This is a genomic window from Desulfonatronum lacustre DSM 10312 (genome assembly GCF_000519265.1).
In the GTDB taxonomy this organism is placed as follows: Bacteria; Desulfobacterota; Desulfovibrionia; order Desulfovibrionales; family Desulfonatronaceae; genus Desulfonatronum; species Desulfonatronum lacustre.
The window spans coordinates 91414-110253 of the sequence record NZ_KI912608.1; the positions used below are offsets into that span (position 1 = coordinate 91414).

At 60.1% G+C, this 18840-nt stretch carries 23 protein-coding genes; 13 read left to right on the plus strand and 10 right to left on the minus strand.

What is annotated here, in order from left to right:
- Positions 1 to 54: 54 nt before the first annotated feature.
- Positions 55 to 237 (minus strand): hypothetical protein, encoded by a 183-nt coding sequence (locus DESLA_RS23065; protein WP_028570938.1) that lies wholly within the window; start codon positions 235 to 237, stop codon positions 55 to 57.
- Between DESLA_RS23065 and DESLA_RS0100435 the strand changes: the two genes are divergently transcribed.
- The 10 genes from DESLA_RS0100435 to DESLA_RS0100480 all read left to right on the plus strand — a co-directional run bounded on the left by DESLA_RS0100435 (position 193) and on the right by DESLA_RS0100480 (position 10413).
- Positions 193 to 1038, plus strand: coding sequence for a universal stress protein (locus tag DESLA_RS0100435; RefSeq protein WP_245590095.1), 846 nt, complete (start codon positions 193 to 195; stop codon positions 1036 to 1038). The genes DESLA_RS23065 and DESLA_RS0100435 overlap by 45 nt on opposite strands.
- A gap of 43 nt (positions 1039 to 1081) precedes the next feature.
- Positions 1082 to 3847: a cation-transporting P-type ATPase gene (locus tag DESLA_RS0100440; RefSeq protein ID WP_028570940.1), complete on the plus strand. Its 2766-nt coding sequence runs from the start codon at positions 1082 to 1084 to the stop codon at positions 3845 to 3847.
- 127 nt (positions 3848 to 3974) lie between these two features.
- Positions 3975 to 5117, plus strand: coding sequence for an ABC transporter substrate-binding protein (locus tag DESLA_RS0100445; RefSeq protein ID WP_028570941.1), 1143 nt, complete (start codon positions 3975 to 3977; stop codon positions 5115 to 5117).
- The gene (locus DESLA_RS0100450; RefSeq protein WP_028570942.1) at positions 5117 to 5998 is read left to right on the plus strand and encodes a branched-chain amino acid ABC transporter permease; all 882 of its coding nucleotides are present in this window, start codon (positions 5117 to 5119) and stop codon (positions 5996 to 5998) included. Before DESLA_RS0100445 ends, DESLA_RS0100450 begins: the two co-directional genes overlap by 1 nt.
- Before the next feature lie 4 nt (positions 5999 to 6002).
- Positions 6003 to 6971 (plus strand): branched-chain amino acid ABC transporter permease, encoded by a 969-nt coding sequence (locus DESLA_RS0100455; protein ID WP_028570943.1) that lies wholly within the window; start codon positions 6003 to 6005, stop codon positions 6969 to 6971.
- Entirely contained in the window at positions 6961 to 7767 is an 807-nt protein-coding gene (locus DESLA_RS0100460) for an ABC transporter ATP-binding protein (protein ID WP_084031777.1), read from the plus strand. The genes DESLA_RS0100455 and DESLA_RS0100460 overlap by 11 nt, the downstream gene beginning before the upstream one ends.
- A 91-nt stretch (positions 7768 to 7858) precedes the next feature.
- The gene (locus tag DESLA_RS0100465) at positions 7859 to 8062 is read left to right on the plus strand and encodes an addiction module protein (protein ID WP_028570945.1); all 204 of its coding nucleotides are present in this window, start codon (positions 7859 to 7861) and stop codon (positions 8060 to 8062) included.
- A complete protein-coding gene (locus tag DESLA_RS0100470; RefSeq protein WP_051434246.1) occupies positions 8059 to 8376 on the plus strand; it encodes a hypothetical protein in 318 nt (105 codons plus the stop codon). Before DESLA_RS0100465 ends, DESLA_RS0100470 begins: the two co-directional genes overlap by 4 nt.
- Positions 8377 to 8389: 13 nt before the next feature.
- Positions 8390 to 9121, plus strand: a complete 732-nt coding sequence (locus tag DESLA_RS0100475; RefSeq protein WP_028570947.1) for an ABC transporter ATP-binding protein — start codon at positions 8390 to 8392, stop codon at positions 9119 to 9121.
- Positions 9118 to 10413 (plus strand): phenylacetate--CoA ligase family protein, encoded by a 1296-nt coding sequence (locus tag DESLA_RS0100480; protein ID WP_028570948.1) that lies wholly within the window; start codon positions 9118 to 9120, stop codon positions 10411 to 10413. Before DESLA_RS0100475 ends, DESLA_RS0100480 begins: the two co-directional genes overlap by 4 nt.
- Positions 10414 to 10628: 215 nt before the next feature.
- Here the strand turns inward: DESLA_RS0100480 and hypE are convergent, their stop codons facing one another.
- The 9 genes from hypE to DESLA_RS0100525 all read right to left on the minus strand — a co-directional run bounded on the left by hypE (position 10629) and on the right by DESLA_RS0100525 (position 15965).
- Positions 10629 to 11636 carry a hydrogenase expression/formation protein HypE gene (hypE, locus tag DESLA_RS0100485; protein ID WP_028570949.1) on the minus strand — a complete coding sequence of 336 codons (1008 nt, stop codon included), beginning with the start codon at positions 11634 to 11636 and terminating at the stop codon, positions 10629 to 10631.
- Positions 11637 to 11645: 9 nt separating this feature from the next.
- The gene (locus DESLA_RS23620; protein WP_028570950.1) at positions 11646 to 12065 is read right to left on the minus strand and encodes a type II toxin-antitoxin system VapC family toxin; all 420 of its coding nucleotides are present in this window, start codon (positions 12063 to 12065) and stop codon (positions 11646 to 11648) included.
- Positions 12065 to 12319 (minus strand): type II toxin-antitoxin system Phd/YefM family antitoxin, encoded by a 255-nt coding sequence (locus tag DESLA_RS0100495; RefSeq protein WP_028570951.1) that lies wholly within the window; start codon positions 12317 to 12319, stop codon positions 12065 to 12067. Before DESLA_RS0100495 ends, DESLA_RS23620 begins: the two co-directional genes overlap by 1 nt.
- Before the next feature lie 101 nt (positions 12320 to 12420).
- Positions 12421 to 12753, minus strand: coding sequence for a nucleotidyltransferase domain-containing protein (locus DESLA_RS0100500; RefSeq protein ID WP_028570952.1), 333 nt, complete (start codon positions 12751 to 12753; stop codon positions 12421 to 12423).
- A gap of 24 nt (positions 12754 to 12777) precedes the next feature.
- The gene (locus DESLA_RS23625) at positions 12778 to 13170 is read right to left on the minus strand and encodes a type II toxin-antitoxin system RelE/ParE family toxin (protein ID WP_353740155.1); all 393 of its coding nucleotides are present in this window, start codon (positions 13168 to 13170) and stop codon (positions 12778 to 12780) included.
- On the minus strand, positions 13065 to 13295 hold the full coding sequence (locus tag DESLA_RS0100510) for an addiction module protein (protein WP_028570954.1): 231 nt from the start codon (positions 13293 to 13295) through the stop codon (positions 13065 to 13067). Before DESLA_RS0100510 ends, DESLA_RS23625 begins: the two co-directional genes overlap by 106 nt.
- Before the next feature lie 137 nt (positions 13296 to 13432).
- Positions 13433 to 14308, minus strand: a complete 876-nt coding sequence (locus tag DESLA_RS0100515) for a toll/interleukin-1 receptor domain-containing protein (RefSeq protein ID WP_028570955.1) — start codon at positions 14306 to 14308, stop codon at positions 13433 to 13435.
- 305 nt (positions 14309 to 14613) lie between these two features.
- Positions 14614 to 15717, minus strand: a complete 1104-nt coding sequence (gene hypD / locus DESLA_RS0100520) for a hydrogenase formation protein HypD (protein WP_051434247.1) — start codon at positions 15715 to 15717, stop codon at positions 14614 to 14616.
- 14 nt (positions 15718 to 15731) lie between these two features.
- Entirely contained in the window at positions 15732 to 15965 is a 234-nt protein-coding gene (locus DESLA_RS0100525; RefSeq protein WP_028570957.1) for a HypC/HybG/HupF family hydrogenase formation chaperone, read from the minus strand.
- Between the two features lie 99 nt (positions 15966 to 16064).
- Here DESLA_RS0100525 and DESLA_RS0100530 point away from each other — a divergent pair, with 99 nt between their 5' ends.
- The 3 genes from DESLA_RS0100530 to DESLA_RS0100540 are packed head-to-tail and all read left to right on the plus strand — an operon-like array spanning position 16065 to position 18839.
- Positions 16065 to 16697: an HD domain-containing protein gene (locus tag DESLA_RS0100530; protein ID WP_028570958.1), complete on the plus strand. Its 633-nt coding sequence runs from the start codon at positions 16065 to 16067 to the stop codon at positions 16695 to 16697.
- The gene (locus tag DESLA_RS0100535; protein WP_028570959.1) at positions 16663 to 17604 is read left to right on the plus strand and encodes a D-alanine--D-alanine ligase family protein; all 942 of its coding nucleotides are present in this window, start codon (positions 16663 to 16665) and stop codon (positions 17602 to 17604) included. Before DESLA_RS0100530 ends, DESLA_RS0100535 begins: the two co-directional genes overlap by 35 nt.
- 32 nt (positions 17605 to 17636) lie before the next feature.
- Positions 17637 to 18839: a cofactor-independent phosphoglycerate mutase gene (locus DESLA_RS0100540; RefSeq protein WP_028570960.1), complete on the plus strand. Its 1203-nt coding sequence runs from the start codon at positions 17637 to 17639 to the stop codon at positions 18837 to 18839.
- Position 18840: the final 1 nt, after the last annotated feature.

Sequence of the window (18840 nt, forward strand, 5' to 3'; positions counted from 1 at the left end):
AGGGCGCGAGGATTGACCCTTTGTGCGTATTTGTGGGAACATCCCGCTTTTGCTTCACTGGAGGATATTGGTGGAAAGGGTGGATGGCTCGATTCCTTCATCCTGCGCAGAGAAGCGCTTGAACGCTCTCATCACAAGGGTTGGATCATGGAAAAACACCTGCTTCTGGCTGTCGGCGATGATCAGAGCTCCTTGCAGGCCGTTCGATTCGTAAATCATTTCTTTGGCCAAAAGCATGCGGTTCGATTGACCTTGTTGTATGTGGCGCCTCAACCGCCGGCGGTGTATCTCGACGACAGCGACGTCTATCATCGCAAAAGATGGACCGAGGATTGGAAGCGGGGACAGGAGCATCGGGCCCAGGAGTTGCTTGCCCAGGGCAAGACCGCGCTGGTGGATTCCGGCTTTCTCGCCAAAGGCATCTCGACCAAGTTCATTTTCAGCCAGTACGGTTCGGCCAAGGACTTGATCCAGGAATCCGCCAAAGGTCATTTTGACGCCTTGGTCCTTGGACGTCGCGGGCTTTCCCGTTTCGAGGAGCTGTTCGTGGACAGCGTCACTAAGCGGATCATGAACGAGGAATTATCCTTTCCGATCTGGGTCTGCCAGCGCCCGGAACGGAGGCGGAAAAACGTGCTCGTAGCGGTGGACGGCTCCGAGCCCTGCGTCCAGATCGCCGACCATGTCGGCTTCATCGTGGCCGATCAACCCGAGCAGAACGTCGTTCTCGCGCACATCCCCAACAGCCAGATTCCGGAGTCCGAATACCAGGGCTTTTTTGAGCACGCCCTTGCTTCCCTCTTGGAGAACGGTGTTTCCAGGGAAAGAATTCAGACCAAGGTGCTGAGTGGGGCAAGCCCTGCTTTTGCCTTGCAGCAGGAAGCCGATACAGGACGATATGCGGTTGTCGCCGTGGGCCGCACGGGGGCTTCGGGGCCGGGTTATTTTTCCATGGGTTCGGTCAGCAGGACCCTTTTGGCCAAGCTTGAAGGGGCCGCTTTGTGGGTCAGTCCCTCGTTGTGTCGCCTCAAAAGCTGAATAGGTGATTCCGATAATTTTTAAGGGTCTTGAGAAATACTTCATGGCATCAGAAAAAGGCACGGTTAAGCAATCCTGGCACTCCTTGGATGTTTCGGAAGTGCTCCGGCGGCTGGAAAGCGACGAAAAAGGACTGAAAGGCTCTGAAGCAACCCAGCGGCTGGAGCGGTACGGGCCGAACGAACTGCCCATGGTCAAGGGGCGCGGCGCGCTGATGCGGTTTCTGGCCCAGTTCAACAACGTGCTGATCTATCTCCTGCTCGCCGCCGCGGTGATCACCGGTCTGCTCGGCGAGTGGCTGGATATGGGCGTGATCCTCGGCGTCGTCCTGATCAACGCCCTGATCGGGTTCGTTCAGGAGGGCAAGGCGGAAAAATCCCTGGACAGCATCCGCAACATGCTCGCCCCGTCGGCCGTGGTCTTGCGAGACGGCAAGAAGCAGGACATCCCGGCCACGAACTTGGTCCCTGGAGACGTGATCCTGCTCAGGGCCGGGGACAAGCTGCCGGCCGACGTCCGGCTTTTCAACGTCCGGGATCTGCAGATCGAAGAAGCGGCTTTGACCGGGGAATCTGTTCCAGTGGACAAGATCGCGGACCCGGTGGAGCAGGACAGCTCTCTGGGGGACCGTTCCGGGATGGGCTTCTCCGGAACCATGGTCACCTACGGTCAGGGACGAGGCGTGGTGGTCGGCACGGGCAAGGATACGGAGATCGGACGGATCAGCGAAATGCTCTCGGGCGTCCAGTCCTTGACCACTCCGCTGATCAAGCAATTGGCCCGCTTCGGTAACCTGCTCAGCGTGGCCATTATTGGCATGGCCGCGGTGACCTTCGCATTCGGCTACCTGTTTCAAGGGTTTGCTCCGGGCGAGATGTTCATGGCCGCCGTGGGTCTGGCCGTGGCGGCTATTCCCGAGGGGCTGCCGGCCATCGTGACCATCACCCTGGCCATCGGGGTGCAGCGCATGGCCCGGCGCAACGCCATCATCCGCAGCTTGCCCGCGGTGGAGACCTTGGGCTCGGTGACCGTGATCTGCACGGACAAGACCGGTACCCTGACCCGCAACGAAATGACCGTGCAGACCGTGCGCACAGCGGATCGCACCCTGACGGTCTCCGGTGTGGGGTATGCGCCGAAAGGTCATTTTCAGCAGGACGACGCCGAGATCGATCCGCACAAGGACGATCAGGACGTGTTGGCACTGCTGCGCTACGGGTTGCTCTGCAACGAGGCCGAGGTGGCGGAGGTCGAAGGGCAGTGGAAGGCCCAGGGCGCACCCACCGAAGCGGCTTTGGTAACCGCGGCGATGAAGGCCGGGCTTATCCAGAAGGAGGAAAACGACCGCTCCCCTCGCGTGGACGTGATCCCGTTCAGCTCGGAGCATAAGTTCATGGCCACCCTGCACCGTGATCCGGAGGGCGGGGGGCTGATCATTCTCAAGGGGGCTCCGGAAAAAGTCCTGGAAGTGTGCGACACCCAATGGACCGGGAGAGATCAGGCCAAGCTGGACCCCGAGTTTTGGGCGCAGGAAGAGGAACGGATCGCGTCCCGGGGGCAGCGTCTGCTGGCCCTGGCGGTGCGTCGGGTGGACGACGGCAAGGACCGATTGACCATGGACGACGTCCAGGACGGGTTCACCATGCTGGGGGTCTTCGGCATCATCGACCCACCGCGGGATGAGGCCGTGGAAGCCGCGGGCAAGCTGATCGGCGACTGTGAAACCAGGGTGAACTGCTACAGCGCAGGGATCAACGTAAAGATGATCACCGGCGACCACGTGGTCACTGCCAAGGCCATCGGTCTCAAGCTGGGCATCGGGGACGGCGAGACGGCCCTGACCGGCAAGGACCTCGACGCCATGAGCGACGACGAGCTGCGTCAAAGGGTTACGGACGTGGACGTGTTCGCCCGGGTCACTCCGGAGCACAAGCTGCGCATCGTTACGGCGCTGCAGGCCAGAAACAAGATCGTGTCCATGACCGGCGACGGGGTCAACGACGCTCCGGCCCTGAAACGGGCGGACGTGGGCGTGGCCATGGGCCGGAGCGGCACGGAGGCGGCCAAGGAAGCTTCGGACATGGTCCTGGCGGACGACAATTTCGCCTCCATCGCCAATGCCGTGGAAGAGGGCCGTACGGTCTACGACAACATCAAGAAGGCGATTCTGTTCATCCTGCCCACCAACGGCGGTCAGGCCCTGGTGGTCATTGCCGCGATCTTTCTGGGGCTGGGCATGGCCGACGCGGTGAACGGGTTCAGCCTGCCCATTTCGCCGCCCCAGATCCTCTGGATCAACATGGTCACCGCCGTTTCCCTGGCCCTGGCCCTGGCTTTCGAACCGGCGGAACGCAACGTGATGCGCCGACCGCCGCGCCAGCCGGATGAACCCCTGGTCTCCAGGTTCTTGCTGTGGCGGATCTCCTTCGTGTCCGTACTGTTGACCATCGGCGCCCTGGGCCACTATCTGTTCATGCTGGACAGCGGCTCCTCCCAGGCACTCGCCGCCACCGCGGCCATCAACACCCTGGTTTTCGGGCAGATATGCTACCTCTTCAACAGTCGGTTCATCCATGAAAGTTCCCTGAACCGGACTGCGTTTTTGGGCAGTTCCGCGGTGTTGTGGTCCATCCTGGTGCTGGTGGTGTTGCAACTTGCCTTCACCTACGCCCCTCCGATGCAGTTTCTCTTCCGTACCGAGGGACTGGGTCTCGGGACATGGCTGCGAATTTTCGTATTCGGCAGCATTCTCTTTTTGCTGGTCGAGGGGGAGAAGTTCCTGTGGCGACGCTCCGGGGCCGTCCATTGACCGCATCAATTGGAACAGTCGTCCGGCTTTTTGAAGACATTTTTTGTTTCAAGGCGGAAGCTGCGCGTGTACGGCCCACAGGCACGTCTTTCTTCCGCGCACCATATCAACCCAAGGAGTATGCATCATGACTCGCTATCTGCTCACGTTGGCAACGACCCTCGTTCTCGGCGCGGCCTCTCCCGCCTGGGCCGCTGATCCCATCAAGATCGGCGCGATCCTTTCCGCCACCGGCCCCGCTTCCTTTCTCGGCGAACCGGAGCGCAACACCCTGCACATGCTCCAGGATCAAATCAATGAGCAGGGAGGGCTGCTGGGTCGGCCCCTGGAAGTGATCATCTATGACGATGAAACCGAGGTGAACAAGGCCGTGTCCGCGGCCAACAGGCTGCTCAGCCGGGACCGGGTCGTGGCGGCCATCGGCGCGACCACCTCCGGCAACACCCTGGCCGTCATGCCCCGATTCTCCTCGGCCCGGATTCCGCTGGTCTCCATGGCCGCGGCGGAGCGGATCGTCAAACCCATCAACCCTTGGGTCTTCAAGACACCCCAGTCCGACCGTCATGCCGTGATCAAGATTCTTGAGCACGCCAAATCCGAAGAGCTCAGCAATATCGCCATCCTTACGGTCTCGGACGGCTTTGGCCAGGCCGGACGGGAGGTCCTGCAGGAACTGCTGCCCGCGTACGGTATGAATCTGGTGGCCGATGAGATCTACGGACCCCGGGATACGGACATGACCCCGCAGCTGACCAAGATTCGCGGCCTGAACCCGGACGCGATCATCGTCTGGGGCACGAATCCCGGCCCGGCGGTCATCGCCCGCAATCGCGTCCAGCTGGGTATGCAGACGCCCATGTACATGAGCCACGGAGTGGCTTCCAAGCGGTTCATCGAGCTGGCCGGCGAGGCGGCCGAAGGGTTGATTCTGCCCGCCGGTCGGTTGGCCGTGGCGGACCAGCTGCCCGAGGACCATCCGCAGAAGGCCTTGCTTCTGGAGTACATCCAGGCCTATGAGGCCCGGTTCAACGCCGAGGTGTCCACCTTCGGCGGCTACGCCTACGACGCGTTGATGCTCATCGTCGAGGCCGTCAACCGGGCCGGGGAGGCCACGCCGCAGGCCATTCGGGACAAACTGGAACAGGTCAGCGGGTTCGTCGGCACCGGCGGCATTTTTGAAATGTCCCCCGAAGATCACAACGGGCTGGACGAACGGGCCTTCGTGATGGTCCGGATCACGGACGGAGATTGGGAGCTGCTGGTCGAATAATGGACCTGGGAACCTTTCTGCAGTTTCTGGCGGCGGGCCTGACCGTGGGCAGCACCTACGGTCTGGCCGCCCTGGGATTCACGATCATCTTCAACACCACGGGCATTATCAACTTCGCCCAGGGCGAGTTCGTGATGCTGGGCGGCCTCTTGGCCGTGGTCTTCATGCACTGGCTGGATCCCGGCCTGCCCGCGGCGGTGGTTCTGGCCGTGCTGGCCACCACTCTGGTGGGGCTGGTCATGGAACGCCTGACCATCCGCCCGGTCCAGCACACCTCGGTGATCAACCTGATCATCGTGACCATCGGCGTGTCCATCACCATCCGCGGGCTGATGATGCTGCTCTGGGGCAAGGACACCTACGTGCTCCCGGCCTTTTCCGGCACCACGCCCATTCCACTCCTGGGCGCGACCATCGCGCCGCAGAGCCTGTGGATACTGGGCATCACCCTGCTGGTTCTGGCCGCAATGCGCTACTTTTTCAGTCAAACCATTTTCGGCCGGGCCATGCTGGCCTGCTCCTTCGAGCCCAAGGCGGCCCGGCTGATGGGCATCAGCGTGGAGCGGATGGTCATGGCCTCGTTCATGCTTTCGGCCTTCGTGGGCGCGGTGGGCGGGGTCATCCTCACCCCCCTGACCATGACCTCCTACGACGTGGGCGTGCTCCTGGGGCTGAAGGGCTTTGCCGCCTGCATCCTGGGCGGCCTGGGCAACCCCTTCGGCGCCGCGGCGGGCGGACTGCTCCTGGGCGTGCTGGAAGCCTTCGGCGCGGGCCTGATCTCCTCGGCCTACAAGGACGCCATCGCCTTCGTGGTCATCCTGGCCATCCTGCTCTGGCGGCCTTCCGGCCTGTTCGGGGCGCCGGACACGGAGAGGGTGTAGGCCCATGAAGTCCTCAACTCTTCGCCAACTGGCCCCTGTGGGCGCGTTCTACGTCCTGGTCCTGGCCACGCCGACTCTGCTGTCGTACGACTATTATTATCTGAGCATCTTGAACATGGCCGGGATCATCGCGATCGTCGTCATGGGGCTCAACCTGCTGTTGGGTTTTGCCGGGCAGATTTCCCTGGGCCATGCGGCCTTGTTCGGGATTTCCGCCTATACCACGGCGGTGATGACCGCCACCTACGGGCTGCCCCTGGCCGTGGGCATGCTCTCCGGAGTGGGGCTGACGGCTATCGTGGCCCTTGTGGTGGGCATGCCCGTGCTCAAGCTCAAGGGCTACTATCTGGCCATGGCGACCCTGGGCTTCGGGCTGATCGTCTACATCTTCTTCAACGAAGCCATTGCCCTGACCGGCGGGCCCTCGGGTTTCGTGGGCATTCCCCAGCTTCAGGTCGGCTCGTTCGTCTTTGATTCGGATTTGTCCTACTTTTTTCTGGTCTGGACCACGGTCACCCTGGTGTTGCTGATCTCCCTGAACCTGATCCACTCCCGGGTCGGTCGGGCCCTGATGGCCCTGCACGCCAGCGACAAGGCGGCCCAGTCCATGGGCATCAACGTGGCCCGCTACAAGCTGTTCATCTTCGTGCTTTCCGCCGTGTTTGCCGGAATAGCCGGGGTGCTCTACGCGCACTACCTCAGCTTCGTGGCCCCGTCCTCCTTTGGGTTTCATTTTTCCGTGCAGCTGATCACCATGGTCGTGCTGGGCGGCATGGCCAGCTTGTGGGGCGGCATCGCCGGGACGGTCTTCCTGACCGCCATGCCGGAGTTTTTGCGGGCCTACGAAAACTTGGAAGTGATCATCTACGGGCTGATCCTGATCCTGTGCATGATGTATCTGCCCCAGGGCATGGCCGGCGGCGTCTCCAAGCTGATTGCCCTGATTCGCGGGAGGTTCGGGCATGCCCGGTAGCAATGGAGCTGAGCGGATCTCCGCGGGCGACGTGATTCTGAACTGCCGGGAAGTCCATGTCCGTTTCGGCGGGGTGATGGCCTTGACCGACGTGGATTTTCAGGTCCGCGAAGGAACCATCACCGCCTTGATCGGTCCCAACGGCGCGGGCAAGACGACGTTGCTGAACGTGGTCAGCGGGATGGTCCCTTGCTCGGAAGGCGCGGTAAAACTCCTGGGCCGGGACATGACCCGAAGCCCGGCCTGGGAACGGGCCAAGGCCGGAGCGGTGCGCACCTTCCAGAACCTGGAAGTCTTCACCACCATGAACGTTCTGGAAAACGTGATGACCGGAGCGCATCGGGTGGTCCGCTACGGAGCGCTCAGCGCCCTGTTCAAGACCCCCGGCTTTTTTCAGGGTGAGCGTCGGTGCCGGGAATTGGCCGAGGAAAAACTGGCCTTCGTCGGCCTGGAGGACGACTGGACTCTGCCCGCCGGGGAATTGCCCTATGGTCGACAGCGCCTCCTGGAACTGGCCCGAGCCCTGGCCGCCCAGCCGCGCATCCTGCTCCTGGACGAACCCGCAGCCGGCCTGAACACCACCGAAACCCGCGCCCTGGCCGAACTGATTCGCCGTATCCGCGACGAACTGGGTATCACCGTGGCCATCGTGGAGCACGACATGGACCTGATCATGGGCGTCAGCGACGCCATCACCGTCCTCCACTTCGGCCGGGTCATCGCCTCCGGCACCCCGGCGGAGATCCAGAAGAATCCGGAAGTTGTCGCGGCGTATCTGGGCGAGGAGGCGGAGTGAGTTCAAAGAGCCAGTGGAACCGGAAGCCAGGAGCCGTGCTGATTTTTTCTTCCAACGCGAACAGTTTGTTCTTTGTCTAAGGAGCCCTGGTATGATGAATTTGGATATCGCTAAAATGACCGTTCCGGAGAGAATCCAGGCCATGGAACAACTTTGGGATTCTTTGTCACCTCAGGAGAGCGAGATCGAATCACCGCAATGGCATTGGGATATTCTCGACGAAAGAGTGCGGAAAATTGAAAACGGTACCGCCGAGTTTATTACCCTTGACGAGCTTGCAAGCCTCAAAAAATGAAAAAGATTCAGCAAGTCATTGCGTTACGGGAAGTCAGTGGAGATCTTGTTGATGGGAAACATTTTTATGATTTCATTGAGCCGGGGGTCGGAGATTATTTCTGGGACAGTATCATGGCTGATATGAAATCTCTTCTTCTGTATGGTGGCATTCATCAACGCATGCACGGCCTTTATCGCATGCCCGCCAAGCGCTTCCCCTATTCGATATATTATACGATGGAACAGTCGAATGTTTATGTAGTCGCCGTTTTGCCGATGCGCCGGAGTCCGCACGGGATCGTGCAAACACTGACGGGTAGAACAAAGAAATAAGGCCACGTAATCCATGCTCGTTCTGAAAAACGTCGACGTCTTTTACGGCAGGGTGCATGCCATCCGGCGGGTTTCCCTGCATGTGAACCAGGGGGAGATCGTGGCCTTGATCGGTGGCAACGGGGCCGGGAAGACCACCTTGTTGACCACCATTTCCGGATTGCTCCGGGCCAAGGGGGGCAGTCTGGCCTTCGAGGGCCGGGAGATTACCCGGGAGCGTCCGGAACGGATCGTGGTCGCGGGAATTTCCCAGGTGCCGGAGCGGCGTCTGGTGTTCAAGCCCATGAGCGTGGAGGACAACCTGCTCCTGGGCGCGTACCACCGTTACAGCCTGAAGAACAAGGCCGCGATCCGCAAGGACATCCAGGGGATCTACGAGATGTTTCCGGTCCTGGGGCAACGCAAGGATCAGCCCGCCGGCAACCTTTCCGGCGGGGAGCAGCAGATGCTGGCCATTGGCCGGGCCCTGATGGCCAAGCCTCGGATGCTGCTTCTGGACGAGCCGGGCATGGGGTTGGCCCCGGCCCTGTCCCAGATGATTTTCCGCCATGTGGCCGAGTTGCGCGATGCCTTCGGTCTGACCGTGCTGTTGGTGGAACAGAACGCCAAGAGCGCCTTGAAGATCGCGGATCGGGGCTATGTGTTGGAAACCGGGCGGATCATCCTGCAGGGGCCGTCCGAGGAATTGCTGCTGAATCGGGACGTGCAACGCGCCTATCTGGGGCGGGATGTGGAGGTGCAATGATGTTTGAGCCGGAACTGGAGAGCATGGGGCGGGAGGAACTGGAGCAGCTTCAGCTGGAACGGTTGCAGTCCACGTTGACCAGGGTTTCGCGCAACGTGCCGTTCTACCGTAAGAAGTTCGAGGAACTGGGGCTGGACCCCTACGACTTTACCTCCCTGGACGATGTCCGCCAGCTGCCGCTGACCACCCGCCAGGACCTGCGGGACAACGCTCCTTACGGCCTTTTCGCCGTGCCCTTGCGCGAGGTCGTGCGCTTGCAGACGTCCTCCGGCTTTTCCGGAGGGACCACGGTTTTCGGTTACACCCTGAGCGACATCCGGAAGTGGTCGCGGCTCACGGCCCGGGTCCTGGCCTCCGGCGGGGCGAACAAGGAAGACGTGGTCCATGTGGCCCATACCTACGGCTTGTCTACCATGGCCTTTGGCATGCATTACGGCGCGGAGACCCTGGGGGCCACCGTGGTTCCGGTCTCCAGCGGCAACGCCCGCAGGCAGGTGGGGATCATCCTGGACTACCGGGCCACGGCTCTGGCCTGCATCCCCAGTTACGCCCTGTTTCTGGCCGATGTGATGGACGAGATGGGCGTGAACCGCAACGCCCTGCCCCTGCGTTGGGGCTTGTTCAGCGGGGAGGTCTGGTCCGAGGCCACGCGGCAAGCCATCCAGGAGCGGCTGAACATCACGGCCACGGACAACTACGGGGTCAGCGAGGTCATGGGGCCGGGCGTGGCCGGAGAATGTCTGGAGCGGCGGGGTATGCACATCCAGGAGGATCATTTCCTGGCCGAGATCATCGACCCGCAAACCCTCCACCCGGTCCCGGCGGGGCAGGTGGGCGAGCTGGTGTTGACCACCTTGACCAAGGAAGCCCTGCCCATGATCCGCTTCCGCACCGGAGACCTGACCCGGCTGATCCCGGATCCCTGCTCCTGCGGGCGAACCTTCACGCGCATGGAGCGCATCCAAGGCCGCAGCGACGACATGCTGATCATCCAGGGGATCAACGTCTATCCGGAACGGATCATGGCCATCCTGGCCGAAACCCACCATGTCCAGCCGAACCATCTGATCGTGGTGGACCGCCATGGCGGACTGGACAAGGTCATGCTTCTGGTGGAGGCGGACATGGTCGAGCCGGACCAGATCAAGACCCAGCAGCGTTTCATCGAGCTGACCCGGCAGCAGCTGGCCATGGAATTGGGGCTGGTCTTCGAAGTAAAGCTGGTGGAACGCCAAACCATCGCCGAACTGGAAACCGGCAAGGGGCGGGTGGTGGATCGGCGGCGACCGTAGCAGTCCGTTGAAAAACTCCCAATTGCCGCGTCGCCGTAAAAAGTTCAAACCCTCACGTACCAGGAAATACGCTTCGGCCTTGATTCGATTGTCAGGACGGCAAATCGAAAATGTGGCAAAGCCACAGCCCGCAGGGGCCGGACACAGGACGTGTCCGGATAGCTTTTTGTGCTCCTTGCACTTGGGGTTTTTGAACGGACTGCCGAGGAAGGGGCCTAACAGATACGCGGAAGCTGCTCACCTTCGAGCATGTCCAGCAGGCGGCGCCCGCCCAGCGGGGTTTGCAGGACCACCCGGCCAGGGTGGTCGGGCTGGATGTCGCCGATGTGGGCGGCGTTGGCGCCGAACTCGTCCCGGCGCATGATCTCCAGGGCCTGTTCGGCGTATTGGGCCGGGAGGATGCAGATCAGTTTGCCCTCGTTGGCCAGGTAGAGTGGGTCCAGGCCGAGGAAGGAGCAGCCCGCGGCCACCACGGGATTCACGGGCACGGCCTCCTCGCGGATCAGGCATTGCACCCCGGACTGCCCGGCGATTTCGTTGAGCGTGGTGGCCAGACCGCCCCGGGTGGGGTCGCGCAGGACGTGGATATCCGGGATGGCGGCCAGCAGCTTGGCGATGAGGTGGTTCAACCCGGCGCAGTCGCTCTCAATCGGGGCCTCGAAGCTCAAGCCTTCCCGGGTAGCCAGGATGGTCAGACCGTGGTCGCCCATGGTTCCGCTGACCAGAATCGCGTCACCGGGAGCGGCCCGGTGGCCCTGGGGGCAGGGCTGCACCAGGATTTCACCGATCCCCGTGGTGTTGATGAACATCCTGTCCACCGCGCCCTTGGGCACCACCTTGGTATCGCCGGTAACGATCTTCACCCCGGCCCGGTTCGCAGCCTGGGCCGTGGACCGGACGATCTGCTCCAGCACGTCCAATTCCAACCCTTCCTCCAGAATAAACGCGCAACTCAAATAGAGCGGTCGCGCCCCGAGCATGGCCACGTCGTTGACCGTGCCGTTCACGGCCAGTGAGCCGATGTCCCCGCCGGGAAAGATCAGCGGGGTCACGGTGAAGCTGTCCGTGCTTATGGCCAGGGGGCCCGTGGCCTGAATCAAGGCCGCGTCGTCCAGGCGGTCCAGGACGTCGTTGCTGAAATGCTTCAAAAACACGTCCTTGATCAAACGATGCGAAGCCTTGCCGCCGCTGCCAGTGTCGAGGAGAAGTCGTGGTGTGGTCATGGAGATGTTCTATGCTGTCCAAGGGTTGAGAAGCTTTGCGCCAGTTGACTGGAAATCTTTGGTGTTGCGAGTAACGAGTGTCAAGTTATGTGCAAGAGCAGTCGCCGCGATTAATGCGTCTCTATCAGGCTTGGGGTTGGGGACGTGTAGCTTTGCGCAATGTCGCGCAACAAGAAGGTCAACGCTGAGAATGCGTTGCCTGAAAGCAGGAAGAACTTGCTGTTCAAGCCAGCTTCGCAAAAGCTTGCCTTGAGTGGTGTCTCGGCGCTCGACCAGTTGGATGCCGATTTCAATTTCGAGAATGGTAATTGTGGAAATGAACAAGCCATGAGTTGGTTGACTTGCAGCCCAAGAAAGAACGCGAAGGTCCGCTTTGCCGGACTTGGCTTTTCGCAGTTCGGAGACAATATTCGTGTCGAGGAGAAACATCAGGAAAAATCAGCTGGCTGATAAAGCGTTCCAGAAAGTCGCCTTGGTTCGAAGTCAATCTCAGGGCGCTCCTGCATGGCAAGAAGCTCAAGGATGTTGTGACGCCCTTGAGCCAGTTCCTGGAAGTCTTCGATGGTCATGAAGACATACGTTGGAAGGCCTGCGTCCGTTATGAAGACAGGCCCGTACTGTGCTGCATTCTGGATGTCTTTTGTGTTATGAATGAAGTCTTGGGTGGTAAGTGTCGTTGTCATGTTTTGGCTCTCGAAATGAGGCTTGGAAATTTAAGCGATACGATTAAGGATGTTCCGGTCCGTAGCTGCGGAAACGAGCCATGCTTTGGCCAGCTCCTTGGTCATAATAAAGAAATCCCATTATTTTGTATTTCTCTGGCAAACGAGCTGTTTTGCGTGAAAAAAAGTTTATTCATGGGCTCGGTATGGACCAGCAGGTCAATGCTGATTTTTTGGCGAATATCCTGAATCGGCTTGGAAACTTTTCTGACTAATTGTCTCTTTTCTTGGTAATTTTTAGGAATAAACTGGTCCTTGGTCACGACATAGACATCAAAGTCGCTGTCCTGGCCGGGAGTTCCATGGGCATGGCTTCCGAAAAGGACAACCATTTTGGGATCAATGGTTCGAAGCCTTTCGGCAAGCATTTCTTCAATTGTTTGTGTTTCTTTCATTTTTCAACCGTCGGATGGCCCAGCTTATCTATGCTTCCAGTAATCGGGATCTCGGTGGAGGTGCATGACCGCTACGACGATGATTTCATCGGGACGTTCCCGGAAAAGGACGCCAAAGGGGAATGTCTTGGTGAGACATCGGCGGACATCAAGCTCCACGACGGGGTAAAGGCGAGGATTGACAACGACACGGTTGACTGCGTCCTGAACGGCCGTCAGGAATCGCTTGCCGAGATCGGGTTGCTGCTTTTCGTAATATGTAGCCGCTTCGGTCATCTCGATTTCCGCATCGGGGTAGAACCTGACTTTTTTCATGTTAACGAAGAGTAAGCTTTGGCGAAGACCTTTTCCGCATCGCGAAGGTCTAGTGTTTCGCGATCCATACGGGCGCAACGCCGTCGAACCTCTTCCTTCCATGTGACGGACAAAGGTGGAGTGTCGGGCACATCAAGACTCTCGATCAGTTTCTCGGCCACAAAGGCACGTTGTGCCGGGGGGAGGGCCATTGCTTCGGTTACGACTCTTTCGGCGATGGTAGCCATGATGTATATCTCCTATTGGAGAATGTTTTATGAATAATTCCGTTAGGCTGCTTCTTTTGCGCGATGCCTCGGCCATAAGTCGGTTCTTGAAACGGCTTTCCTTCCTTCTTCAGTAAATCCAACCATCATCGACTATTTCACAAAGCTCCGCGTAACACCTTTCTCGTTGTTTCCCTAGTAGCACACTGTTGGGATTCGTCTTCGTTGTGCTCAAACCGGACCACGTTATCTGTAAAGATCAAAGGGCGCAAACTATACCTTTCGGCTACAGCAACCACGAGCTGTCTAGTCGTTCCAGATGGCAACTCCAACTTCCTGTCAATCTCGCGGAAGTGCAGCAATTTTCCCTGCTGAACAAGCTCCTCTCGTCCAGTATCGATAGACCCATACTTACGCTCTTGATCGTAGTCTGGATGGAATAATTGAGTGTCAATTATCTCCATCAACTCTTCATTACTGTAACCAGAATATTTACCTGAATACAGTGTTCTTTCATTTAGGTCAACGTCCTTTACCTCAACCTTCGCATACTTTGGGATTCGTGAGGTTATGTTTGATGACCTAAATGACGAGATTTTTCCAAATCCAAACTGATCGATTAGTGCCTCAAACAACATTTTTAGGTCTGCAGCACGGCCAAGAGACAGGGCTTGAAGGCGGTTCAATGGAGGTGGAAGTGTATTTAAGTCAATTTCAGACACACATAGTGGATAAATATGGCAGTCGCCTGAGCGACCATTGGACCATGTTGCACCAAGTTCAAACCATAGCCATGGCCTTTCTATCGAAACTGGAGTCACAATAGCAATTACAGCCTGAGCTTTATTGAGCTTTTGTTCGATATCTGTAAGCCAGTCGGTGCCCACGGCTATCGATCCTGGCGAGCTCGTGCAAAATACACTTACGCCTTTTGCAAAAACCTTTTCAATCTCAGCTTTTACAGCATTAGCAAATTCGCCGTCACTGGTAGCGTGACTGATAAATAACTTCGGTTTTTCTATTTCGTGATTCATGCATTATCCTTTCATAAAACCTTAGTATGATATCCTGACCTTACGAAAAATCACATTCCATTTCAGAAAAGGCATGGGCACCCCCTCCAATCAAAAGACTGCATGCGCGTAAAGTTCAGCATTTACAATGGTTACCGATTCGCGCCAGTCATGTCTCAACACTCAAGTCAGTCAACTTTTTGTTTTGCTCTGAAGTCAGCATAATGCGGCCGCCGCACAATCAGGGAAAAGGAGCAATAAAGCCGACCTCAAGCCTTTTTCCGCCAAAAATCATGAACTACAAAACGGCTTGAACCTCCGCCCTGTCACAGCGCATACTTATAATACGCCGCGCAGCTTCCTTCCGTGGACACCATACAGGGGCCGACGGGGGTGGCGGGGGTGCAGGATTTGTTGAAGAGGGGGCAGTGGTTGGGTTGCATTTTGCCTTTGAGGACGTCGCCGCAGCGGCAGCCGGGCAGGGGGGGGAGGTCGTGGACTTGTACGTCCAGGGCCGTGAGGGCGTCGAAGCGTTGGTATTCGCCGGCCAGGGCCAGGCCGCTGTTCGGGATGCGGCCCAGGCCGCGCCAGAGGGCGTCGGAAACCTTGAAGACCTCGAACATGACTTCCCGGGCCTTGGGGTTGCCGTCGTCGGCCACGGCTCGGGAGTACTGGTTGACCACCTGGGGGCGGCCGGTCTTGCGTTGGTCGATGATCAACAGCAGGGCTTGGAGGATGTCCAGGGGCTCGAAGCCGGTGACTATCGAGGGAACGCCGTGCTGTTCGGCAAGGAAACGGTAGGGCTCGACGCCGATGATCGTGGAGACGTGGCCGGGGAGGATCAGGGCGTCCAGGTTGACCTCGGGATCCTGGAGCAGGGCGGCCAGGGCCGGGGGGACGAGCTTGTGCATGGCGAAGACGAGGAAATTGTCCAGGCCTTGCTCTTTGGCGACCTTGATCGTGGCGGCCACGGTGGGGGCGGTGGTTTCGAAGCCGACTCCCAGGAAGACGATCCGGGACTCGGGGTGCTTGCGGGCCAGGGCCAGGGCGTCGAAGGCGGAATAGACGATTTCGATCCGGCAGCCTTCGGCCTGGGCCTGCTTCAGGCTGGTTCCCTTGGGGCCGGGCACGCGCATCAGGTCGCCGAAGGTGGCGATGATTACGCCGTCCTTGCGGGCCAGTTCGAGAAAGGCCGCCACCTCGCCTTCATGGGTCACGCAGACCGGACAGCCGGGGCCGGAAAGATGGCGGATCTCATCCGGGAGCAGGGAGCGCAGGCCGCTTTGAAATATGGCCACGGTATGCGTACCGCAGACTTCCATGAAGGCCAGGGGACCGGGCAGCTCGGCCCGAATTCTGTCCAACAGGTTGCGGCACAGGGCCGGGTCCTTGAATTTGGCCAGCATGTCCGATGCGGTATTCGGGGCCATTGTTTCGTCTCCCCTTAGAGGACTTGAAGGTTCAACCCTTCCTGAAACAGCTTCAGGGTCTCCAGGGCGTCTTCCCGATCCAGGCGGCGCAGGGCGAATCCGGCATGGACGATCACGTAGTCGCCGACCGAAGCCGGGTAGTCGATGATGTCCAGGCGCACCTGGCGCTTCACTCCGGAGATCTCCACGTCCGCGACGTTCAGTTCAGTATTGATGCTTTTTACTTCCATGGGTACGGCTAAACACATGAGGTGTCTCCTTTTGCATTTTCATTGCGCTGTTGATAAGCTCGATAACTTGGCCTGTCAAACCAATAGCGGGTCGGTAGAGGTCCGTAAGGGAGCGCCATGAGCTTGGACGTCGTCAACAAAACCGAGGGTGCCCTTGTTCCGTTTCCGGACGGCTCCGAATGGACGGAGCGGGCCCGGACGCCCTCTGTTGAACAGTGCCGGGAAATGTGGGCGCTTTGGGAGATGCCGGTGCACATCCAGACGCACAGTTTGCTGGTGACCCGGGTCGCCCTGGGCATCGCCGAAATGGTCAGGGAGAAACTCATCACGTTGTTGGATATCGATCAGGTCCTGGCCGCGGCGATGCTCCATGACGTGGCGAAGCTCTACACCATCCGCCACGGCGGCAGCCACAGCCAGATCGGGGCCGCGTGGGTCCAGGAACGGACCGGAAACCCGGTGGTGGCCAGGGCGGTGCTGCATCACGTGGACTGGCCCTTTGCCATGGATGTGCACCGCTACCCGGTTTCCCTGATCGTCTGCTACAGCGACAAGCGGGTCCGGCACACGGAAATCGTCACCCTGGACGAGCGGTTCGCCGATCTTCAGGAGCGCTACGGCGTGAACGCCACGGCGCGGCAACATATTCAACAGTCCCTGGAGCAGGGGCGGGCCATTGAGCGCCTGCTCGGCGAGGGATTGAAGGTGGAACTCGATGCGTATTCTTTTGATTGCCGGCGGATGGTCTGACGAACGCGAGGTTTCCCTGAGCGGGGCTGTGGGGATAGAGGCCTCGTTGCGCCGCCAGGGCCATGCGGTGACGCTCTTCGATCCGCGTGACGGCCTGACCAGGCTGCCACAACTGGTGGAGGATTTCGACTTCGTTTTTTTGAATCTGCACGGGGCCCCCGGAGAGGACGGCCTGGTGCAGGCCATGCTGGACCGCCTGGGCAAGCCTTACCAGGGCAGCGGGCCGGCCGGCTCGATCCTGGCCCTGGACAAGGCAGCCTCCAAAGCTTTGTTCGTCCAGAACAATCTGGCCACTCCTCCGTGGTTTTTCGTGCCCGTGCGCTTTGGGTCGAACCATGGCGATCGCCCGGGTTCCGGCCTGCTTGCCGATATGCCGTGTCCATTCGGTCCGCCCTACGTGGTCAAGCCCAATCTCGGCGGGTCCAGTCTGGGGATCGAGGTGGTGCGCGAGCACGGCGGTCTGGCGCCTGCCGTGGAAAAGATTTTGAGGGAGGGACGCGACGTGCTGGTGGAGCAATACCAGCCCGGAGTGGAGGTCACCTGTTCGGTCCTGGGGGACGAGGCCTTGCCGCTGATCCTGATCCGTCCCGGCGAGGGGGCGACGTTTTTCGACTACGACAGCAAGTACGTTCCCGGCCGGGCCGAGGAGATCTGCCCGGCTCCCTTGCCCGGAGACGTCAGCCGGGCCATCCAGGCCGTGGCCCTGCACGCGCACCGGGCTCTCGGCCTGCGCGGGTACAGCCGGGCGGATTTCATTTTGCACGAGGGGCAGGCCCATCTTCTTGAAGTGAATACCCTGCCGGGAATGACCGCCACCAGCCTACTGCCCCAGGCCGCGGCGGTGCATGGCCTGGACTTCGACCACCTGCTGGCCCGGTTGATTGAGCTGGGGGTGCGGGGGTGTTGAGCGCTGGAAACGACAAAGAAAGAGAAGAAGGCATGAACGCGAGAAAAACCGTTTTTTTGATCGCCGACGGCATGGGTGACTGGCCCGTGGACGAATTGGGCGGCAAGACGCCCATGGAGGCCGCGGACACCCCGCACATGGACGCCCTGGCCCGGGAAGGCGTGGTCGGCCTGTGCCGGACCATTCCTGAAGGCATGCCGCCGGGATCGGACATCGCGAACATGGCCCTGTTGGGCTGCGATCCGGCCATGCACCATACCGGGAGAGGACCCATCGAGGCCGCGGCTCAAGGCTTGGTTCTGGAGGCGGACGATCTGGTCTGGCGCTGCAATCTGGTCCGGGTCAGCTCCCTGGAGCCGGACGGCGTCATGCAGGACTACTCCGCCGGGCACATCGACACGCCCACGGCCACGGCCCTGGTGGAAATGCTGCAACGCGAGCTGGGCGGGACGGACGCGGTTTTTCATCCAGGGGTCCAGTACCGTCATCTGGTGGTGCAACCGGGTCGGGTCAGGGCCGCGGAAGCCGCGTTGGCCATCCGTCCGCCCCACGACATCCTGGACCAGACCCTGGGGCCGGATCTGGCCGCGTACCAGCACTGCCCGGAACTCTGGCGCGTGGTGCGCGAGGCCGCGGTTCTCCTGGGCAATGCCGAACGCAACGCCTCCCAGGCCAATGCCGTTTGGCTGTGGGGCCAGGGACGCCCGCTGCATCTGCCGGACTTTCAGGACCGATTCGGACTGACCGGAGCGGTGATTTCCGCCGTGGATCTGGTCAAGGGCCTGGGCCGGGCCATGGGTATGGCGGTTCTGGACGTACCCGGCGCCACCGGGTACCTGGACACGAACTACGCCGGGAAGGTGGCCGCGGCCCTGGATTTTTTAAAGCAGGGCGACTTCGTCTTCCTGCATGTGGAGGCTCCGGACGAGTGCGGACACCAGGGTGGCCTGGACAACAAGGTCCGGGCCATCGCGGACTTCGACGCGCAGGTGGTCGGGCCGATCCGGGACGGGCTGCGAGGTCTGGACGTCGCGATCCTGGTGGCCTGCGACCACTTCACGCCGCTGATCAAGCGGACCCATGTTTCCGATCCCGTGCCCTTCCTGTTCTGGCACGCGGACGCCAAGGCCTCGGGCGTCCCGAGTTTCAGCGAAGCCCGGGCCGCGTCATCCGGGTTGATGCTGGAACGGGGCGAGGATCTGCTGCCCTGGGCGCTGCAACGATCCGCACTTTAAT

Bases quoted from the DNA above. Each gene is read 5' to 3' on its own strand.
- DESLA_RS23065 (WP_028570938.1), bottom strand. From the start codon at position 237: ATGCTTTTGGCCAAAGAAATGATTTACGAATCGAACGGCCTGCAAGGA.
- DESLA_RS0100440 (WP_028570940.1), top strand. From the start codon at position 1,082: ATGGCATCAGAAAAAGGCACGGTTAAGCAATCCTGGCACTCCTTGGAT.
- DESLA_RS0100445 (WP_028570941.1), top strand. From the start codon at position 3,975: ATGACTCGCTATCTGCTCACGTTGGCAACGACCCTCGTTCTCGGCGCG.
- DESLA_RS0100450 (WP_028570942.1), top strand. From the start codon at position 5,117: ATGGACCTGGGAACCTTTCTGCAGTTTCTGGCGGCGGGCCTGACCGTG.
- DESLA_RS0100455 (WP_028570943.1), top strand. From the start codon at position 6,003: ATGAAGTCCTCAACTCTTCGCCAACTGGCCCCTGTGGGCGCGTTCTAC.
- DESLA_RS0100460 (WP_084031777.1), top strand. From the start codon at position 6,961: ATGCCCGGTAGCAATGGAGCTGAGCGGATCTCCGCGGGCGACGTGATT.
- DESLA_RS0100465 (WP_028570945.1), top strand. From the start codon at position 7,859: ATGATGAATTTGGATATCGCTAAAATGACCGTTCCGGAGAGAATCCAG.
- DESLA_RS0100470 (WP_051434246.1), top strand. From the start codon at position 8,059: ATGAAAAAGATTCAGCAAGTCATTGCGTTACGGGAAGTCAGTGGAGAT.
- DESLA_RS0100475 (WP_028570947.1), top strand. From the start codon at position 8,390: ATGCTCGTTCTGAAAAACGTCGACGTCTTTTACGGCAGGGTGCATGCC.
- DESLA_RS0100480 (WP_028570948.1), top strand. From the start codon at position 9,118: ATGATGTTTGAGCCGGAACTGGAGAGCATGGGGCGGGAGGAACTGGAG.
- hypE (WP_028570949.1), bottom strand. From the start codon at position 11,636: ATGACCACACCACGACTTCTCCTCGACACTGGCAGCGGCGGCAAGGCT.
- DESLA_RS23620 (WP_028570950.1), bottom strand. From the start codon at position 12,065: ATGTTTCTCCTCGACACGAATATTGTCTCCGAACTGCGAAAAGCCAAG.
- DESLA_RS0100495 (WP_028570951.1), bottom strand. From the start codon at position 12,319: ATGACAACGACACTTACCACCCAAGACTTCATTCATAACACAAAAGAC.
- DESLA_RS0100500 (WP_028570952.1), bottom strand. From the start codon at position 12,753: ATGAAAGAAACACAAACAATTGAAGAAATGCTTGCCGAAAGGCTTCGA.
- DESLA_RS23625 (WP_353740155.1), bottom strand. From the start codon at position 13,170: ATGGAAGGAAGAGGTTCGACGGCGTTGCGCCCGTATGGATCGCGAAAC.
- DESLA_RS0100510 (WP_028570954.1), bottom strand. From the start codon at position 13,295: ATGGCTACCATCGCCGAAAGAGTCGTAACCGAAGCAATGGCCCTCCCC.
- DESLA_RS0100515 (WP_028570955.1), bottom strand. From the start codon at position 14,308: ATGAATCACGAAATAGAAAAACCGAAGTTATTTATCAGTCACGCTACC.
- hypD (WP_051434247.1), bottom strand. From the start codon at position 15,717: ATGGCCCCGAATACCGCATCGGACATGCTGGCCAAATTCAAGGACCCG.
- DESLA_RS0100525 (WP_028570957.1), bottom strand. From the start codon at position 15,965: ATGTGTTTAGCCGTACCCATGGAAGTAAAAAGCATCAATACTGAACTG.
- DESLA_RS0100530 (WP_028570958.1), top strand. From the start codon at position 16,065: ATGAGCTTGGACGTCGTCAACAAAACCGAGGGTGCCCTTGTTCCGTTT.
- DESLA_RS0100535 (WP_028570959.1), top strand. From the start codon at position 16,663: ATGCGTATTCTTTTGATTGCCGGCGGATGGTCTGACGAACGCGAGGTT.
- DESLA_RS0100540 (WP_028570960.1), top strand. From the start codon at position 17,637: ATGAACGCGAGAAAAACCGTTTTTTTGATCGCCGACGGCATGGGTGAC.